This window comes from Desulfurella amilsii, from assembly GCF_002119425.1.
GTDB lineage: Bacteria > Campylobacterota_A > Desulfurellia > Desulfurellales > Desulfurellaceae > Desulfurella > Desulfurella amilsii.
Genome location: NZ_MDSU01000013.1, coordinates 26,638 through 33,036, shown reverse-complemented (window position 1 = coordinate 33,036; position 6,399 = coordinate 26,638). Strand labels below are relative to the sequence as shown.

General features: G+C 32.2%; 5 protein-coding genes. All 5 read right to left on the bottom strand.

The window, feature by feature from the left end; translation table 11 throughout:
* Nucleotides 1–722: aldehyde dehydrogenase family protein (locus DESAMIL20_RS03125; RefSeq protein WP_143340231.1), on the bottom strand; the 722-nt coding region annotated here is incomplete at its 3' end.
* A 125-nt stretch (nt 723–847) separates the two neighbouring features.
* Nucleotides 848–2,200 carry an APC family permease gene (locus DESAMIL20_RS03120; protein ID WP_086033369.1) on the bottom strand — a complete coding sequence of 451 codons (1,353 nt, stop codon included), beginning with the start codon at nt 2,198–2,200 and terminating at the stop codon, nt 848–850.
* 23 nt (nt 2,201–2,223) lie between these two features.
* Nucleotides 2,224–3,570 carry a 4-aminobutyrate--2-oxoglutarate transaminase gene (gabT, locus tag DESAMIL20_RS03115; RefSeq protein WP_086033368.1) on the bottom strand — a complete coding sequence of 449 codons (1,347 nt, stop codon included), beginning with the start codon at nt 3,568–3,570 and terminating at the stop codon, nt 2,224–2,226.
* Between the two features lie 181 nt (nt 3,571–3,751).
* Nucleotides 3,752–5,542, bottom strand: a complete 1,791-nt coding sequence (locus DESAMIL20_RS03110; protein ID WP_086033367.1) for a sigma-54 interaction domain-containing protein — start codon at nt 5,540–5,542, stop codon at nt 3,752–3,754.
* Nucleotides 5,543–5,578: 36 nt separating this feature from the next.
* On the bottom strand, nt 5,579–6,397 hold the full coding sequence (gene lipA, locus DESAMIL20_RS03105) for a lipoyl synthase (protein WP_204218556.1): 819 nt from the start codon (nt 6,395–6,397) through the stop codon (nt 5,579–5,581).
* Nucleotides 6,398–6,399: the final 2 nt, after the last annotated feature.

Here is a 6,399-nt window from a genome sequence, read left to right as displayed (position 1 = left end):
CCAGCTTTTCTAATGATTGAATCACCTACTGCAGGTGAGCCTGTAAATGTTACCTTCTTTACCATTGGGTGGGATACAAGATAATCACCTATGCTTGAGCCAGAGCCAATTACCACATTAAACACCCCTTTTGGCAACCCTGCTTCTTCTAAAATTTCAGCTAATATCAAAGCCGTAACAGGTGTAGTTGAAGCTGGCTTTAGTACAATTGTATTGCCTGAGGCAATAGCTGGTGCTACTTTGTGTGCAACGAGGTTTAAGGGAAAGTTAAATGGTGTAATAGCTGCAATCACACCCATTGGCACCCTTATGTAGTAGCCCACCCTGTTTGTCCCAGATGCGCTTGCATCCAAAGGCACAGTCTCACCATGTATGCGTATGGCTTCGCAGCTTGCAAACTTGAATGTTTCGTAGCCTCTTATTACTTCCCCTAGAGAATACTTCCAGGCTTTGCCTGCTTCTTTGCAAATCACAGCTGCTATTTCATCTTTGCGCTTTAGAATTAGATTGGCTGCTTTATCTAGTATTTGTGAGCGCTCATATGCAGGTGTTTTTCTGAAACTTTCAAAAGCATCTTGAGCAGCACTAACTGCTGTATCCACCTCTTTGGTATCGCACAGTGGAACTTTTGCAAACACTTCATTCGTATATTTTTCTGTAACATCAAGTAATTTGTCTGTTTCAACCCAACTGCCACCAATATAGGTTTTGTAGGTTTGCATCAGGGCACCTCCTTTTAGTTTTCAAAAGATTAAAAATAAATTATTTTGTTATACTCAATCGAAAAGATAATTTTAAACTCATTATAAATAAACCATTTTTGTAAAGTTTACATAAAAAGAACACATTAAACCTTTAAAGCAGGTGGAACTTTTTTATAACCTTTTGATACAATGGCCCCATAAATTATACCTAAAATTAACCATGTAAACCCCAATATTTTAGCATCTTTATCTAGACTTAACCATACATAAAAAATGATTATAAATCCTATTATAGGTAATATTAAATATTTAAATAAAGAGGCTGCATCTGTCATTTTTTTACGTATTACGAAATAGTTAATTACGGTAAGATGTATAACCAAATATGCAGTTAACGCTCCAAAATTTATTAGATTGGTAATAAAATCTAAACTCATCGAAGTAGATGCAACTATTGATATTAATGCAATTAAAAGCGAATTTATATATGGTGTTTTGTACTTGGGATGAACTTTAGCAAGAAATCTTGGTAGCATTTCATCACGAGCCATACTATAAATAAGACGTGCGAAACCTGTTTGAGTAACCAAAGCACAAGTTATAGCTGAAACTATAACTGCTAAAAATACTAAAAAACGCAACCATGAACCTCCGGCCTTTTGAGCTATAAAATAAAAAGCCACATTTGGATTAGTAAAATTATTATAATTTGGCCAAACGGATGCTGCCATATAATTTTCAAGAACAAATAACGCACCCATGACAATAACTGTTGCAACAATTGCTTTCCCCATGACTTTTGATGGATTTTTGGTTTCCTCAGATAAAGTGCTAAGAGCATCAAAACCTAAATAGCCCATAACAGCAACAGAGGTAGCAGAAAGTATAGTGCTAATATGAAATTTTGAGGCGTCAAAAAAAGGTTTTATATTAAAACTACCAATATGTTTATAGTATACACTCCAGAAGGCAGCTAATACAAAAAGCACTATAACAATTAATTCAAATATAAGTATAGTTATATTTGTTTTTGTAGTTAGCTCAATTCCTATTATACTTATAATAGTGTTTATAGCTATTACAATAATGATCCAGCCCCAGTAAGGAATAATGGGTATTAATTGTGATAACCACAATCCAGCAACTAAGTATAAGAAAGCTGGCAACAAAACGTAATCCAACATTATAGTCCATCCCACAACAAAACCTATATACGGATTAAAAGAACGCTGGGCATATGAATATATTGAGCCAGCGATTGGAAATTCGGTTGCCATTCTAGAATAGCTTAAGGCAGTAAAATACATTGCAACCGCTCCAAACAAAAAAGTTAATGCTATCATACCACCGCTAGGTCCTACAACAATACCGTATAAGTTCATCGGTGCTGTTGGGTTTAAGAATGTTACTCCATAAACTAACAACGCCCAAAAAGATAAAGATCTTTTTAGTTCTTGTTTGTAACCAAAACTTTCAATTTTATCTACATTTTTCATGGGACATAACCTCTGGTTTAAACTTATACGACTGTTTTTATTGCTCTCTCTAATACTTCTAACCCGTTTATTAACTGTTTTTCAGTAACCACCAAAGGCATTAAAAATCTTATTGTGTTGCCCCTAGTCCCAGCACTTAAAAGTAATAATCCATTTTTCCAACACTCATTAATAATTTTTGTTGTTTCTTCTTTTGCTGGTTCTTTTGTTTGTCTGTCTTTTACTAATTCCATAGCTATCATTGCACCACGGCCTCTTACATCTCCAATAATTTTGTATTTTTCTTTCATTGCGTTTAATCTATCTATGCAAATTTTTCCAATAGAATTAGCTTTATCACAAAAATTATCCCTTTGCATAATCTCTATAACTTTCAGTCCAGCCACACAAGCAAGTGGATTACCACCAAAAGTCCCTCCCAAACCGCCACTATGAGTAGCATCCATAATTTCAGCTTTTCCAGTTATGCCGGCGATAGGCAGTCCACTACCCACAGATTTTGCAGTAGTAATAATGTCTGGATAAACACTCCAATATTGACTTGCAAACATCTTGCCTGTTCTGCAAAAACCAGTTTGGACTTCATCAGCTATTAACACTATTCCATATTTATCGCATATGGACCTTAATTGAATAATATATTCATCGGGTGGGATTATAAAACCACTTTCACCAAGTATTGGTTCTATAATAATGGCCGCTATTTCTTCTGGCGCCACCTCTTCTATAAAAAAATCATCAAACAATTTTACACATTGCATATTGCAATTGTTTTTTTCTAAACCTAAAGGGCATCTATAACAATAAGGAAAGTACATTCGATGAATGCCTGGAGCAAATGGACCAAAACCCAACTTATAAGGTTTTACTTTACTTGTAAGCGTCATTGTCATTAACGTCCTACCGTGAAACGCTCCATTAAAGACTACTATTTCTGTTCTTCCAGTGTATTTGCGTGCTATTTTTATAGCATTCTCTACAGCTTCTGCGCCACTATTCACGAAAAAAGTTTTTTTCTTAAAATTTCCCGGAGTTACCTCGTTTAATTTTTCCGCTAATTTAATATACGATTCATAATTTACCACCATTGAGCATGTGTGAAAATATTTTTCAGCTTGTTCTTTTACTGCAGCTACTACTTCAAGATTACTATGTCCAATATTCATAACACCAATACCGCCAGCAAAATCTAAAAACACATTCCCATCAACATCCTCAATTACTGCTCCTTGGGCTTTTTCTATAAAGGTAGATGTTAATTGTGATACTCCAACTGGCAAATTGTTGTTTCTTTGTTCAAGCAATTTTTTGGCCTTAGGCCCTGGAAGCTCTGTAATAATCTTTGGTTCCTCTACTAATTTTAAATCCATTTTTCCTCCTTAGTAAATTAATAATTTTCTACTTTATTATTAAGCAAAAAGTGTTCTATTGCTTTAAAATAAACTTTTTATTAATAAAATTATTAATTATAATAAAGTTTTAATGCAAAAATGACTTAGCTTAAATAGATAATCCTTTTTTTGGAAAACAATATATTAATTCAAAAATGCATTATAAATTCGAATTTGAATTAATGTTTATTCTATACTTCTTTAATTTTCTTACAACGCTAGATTGGCTTATTCTCAAAACTTCTGCCACTTTATAGGTATTCTTGTGAATTTCATAGGCTTTTCCCAATAACTGTTTTTCTAAATTGTCTATAGACTTTTTTAAAGGAAGAATCTGGTCAATTTGTACAGTTTGATAATCTTGGTTGAAAAAAAAGGAGGGTAAATCTGATTTTTCTATTAAATTCTTATCTATGGTAACCACCAGTCTCTCTATAATATTTTCCAGTTCTCTTACGTTGCCTGGCCATTTATATTCTAAAAAGACATCAAACACTTTAGGGTCAAGTTTTTTATTTGTGTTGTATTTTTTATTATATTTTTCTATAAAGAAATTTACAAGCAATGGTATGTCGTCTTTTCTTTCACGCAACAACGGGATACTTATCTGAATCACATTTAACCTATAAAATAAGTCTTCTCTAAATTTATTTTCTTTTGTTAATTTTTCCAAATCTTTATTGGTTGCAGCTATTAGTCTAAAGTCAGATTTAATAGGCTTTATGCCACCTACTCTTGTAAAACTTTTTTCATCGAGTACTTTCAATAGTTTCACTTGCATTTGCAAAGCTAGTTCGCTAATTTCATCTAAAAACAGAGTTCCATTGTTTGCCAATTCTATATATCCAGTTTTACCTTCATTTTTTGCTCCAGTAAAGGCTCCTTTTTCGTAGCCAAAAAGCTCAGATTCCAGCAAATTTTCAGGTATTGCTCCACAGTTTATACTAACAAATTCATTATTTCGTCTGTTGCTTAACTTATGAATGATTTTAGCAAAAAGAGTTTTTCCTACTCCAGATTCGCCATTTAAAATAATATGAGAGTCAACCATGGAAATTCTTTTTATTAAGTCTATTAAATTTCTCATTTGTGAGCTTTTATATATAACATTTTCGAATAAATTTTGCTCGTTTTTTATTTCTTTTAATTTCAAATAGTATTTTTCCATTAGTTTTTCAGTTTTACTTAGTTTTTCTTTTAATGTGTATATTTCAGTAAGATCTTTTGATGTGCTAAACACTTTCGATAATTTAAAACTACTATCAAATACAGGCAAACCGTAAACCATCAATACTTTGCCAGTTTGGGTTTTTTGTAGTATAGAAATATGTTTTTTCTCTTTGATCACTTTAAGAGTTATAGATGGTTTAAAAATTCCTTTATCTTCTAATTCTTTGACGTTAGTATTGATTAAATTTATTTCATTTAAATTATAACATTCTTCACAAACCGGATTGTTAACACCGATAATTTTACCTTTATCATCAGTTACCATTATCTCGTCATAATACATCGCATAAAATAGCTCTATTTCTTTGTTTATATTGTTTAACAACTGAAAAGTAGTTTCAAAAGATACACTATCGTTTTTTTCATAAATTACAATTAATCCTCCAACAATTTCAGAATTTAGCGTGATGGGGGCTATATCTATATAAAAAGCATCGCTTTTGAGAATTATTTTAATTGAAGAAAAAGCTTTTCCTTCTAGATATGAGTGTATGTAATCTTTGCCTATATCAAAAAAACTTTCAATATTATTGTTGTAATTTAATAATTTGAAGTATTTTTGAGCTTTAGTGTTGATATAAACAACTTTGCCCTCTGTATTTATGACAAAAATTAATTTATTAAGTGACTCACTTAAAACACGAACAACATTATTAGTTTCTTTTTTATTAAAAATAATTTCCAAAACATTTTCTTTCCACTTTTTAATATCTTTCTGCATAATCTATTGCAATTCTATAATGAAATTTAAGTATGGTCAAGTCTTTTTGGACTCTAAGTGATCGTAAGCGTTTTCTGCATTGTAGGAGCTTCTTGTAAAAACAGAAGATTCTACATATTTAAACCCTATTTTTATGCCAATACTTTTATAGTATTCAAAATCAGATGGATCTATGAATTTTACCACAGGAAGGTGTTCTTTTGATGGTCGCAGGTATTGTCCTATTGTTAAAATATCGCATCCTGTTTGTACAATGTCATTTATTGTTTCTATGACTTCATCTTGTGTTTCACCAAATCCAAGCATTATGCCAGACTTCGTTATTAAATTTGGATTTAACTGCTTCAATTTTTTTAAAACATTCAAAGAGCTGCTGTAGTCAGCCTGTGGTCTAGCTTTAGGATAAAGTCTTTTTACGGTTTCTATATTGTGCCCAATGACCTGAGCTCCAGAATTTGCAACTAATTGTAAATATTCGGTTTTACATTGGAAATCCGGTATTAGCAGCTCTATTTTAACATTCAAAGGCTTAAGCTTTTCAACAACGTTTACAAAGCAAGATGACCCAAAGTCTGGCAAATCATCTCTTGTGACGCTTGTGATCACAACATATTTCAAATTTAAATTTTGAGTGGCTTGAGCTATCATATCGGATTCTTTGGGATTAATAGTTTCTGGTTTGTGATGTACTACATTGCAGAATCTGCAGTTTCTAGTGCAGTATCTTCCCATAATAAGAAATGTCGCGGTTTTTGATGTAAAGCATTCGCTTATGTTTGGGCAAAATGCTTCTTCACACACTGTATGTAAGTGGAAACTTCTTAGAATTTTCTGCATATATTCAATATCTTCCATGT

Coding starts and splice junctions, on each gene's coding strand:
- gabT (WP_086033368.1), bottom strand. CDS start 3,570: ATGGATTTAAAATTAGTAGAGGAACCAAAGATTATTACAGAGCTTCCA.
- DESAMIL20_RS03110 (WP_086033367.1), bottom strand. CDS start 5,542: ATGCAGAAAGATATTAAAAAGTGGAAAGAAAATGTTTTGGAAATTATT.
- lipA (WP_204218556.1), bottom strand. CDS start 6,397: ATGGAAGATATTGAATATATGCAGAAAATTCTAAGAAGTTTCCACTTA.
- DESAMIL20_RS03120 (WP_086033369.1), bottom strand. CDS start 2,200: ATGAAAAATGTAGATAAAATTGAAAGTTTTGGTTACAAACAAGAACTA.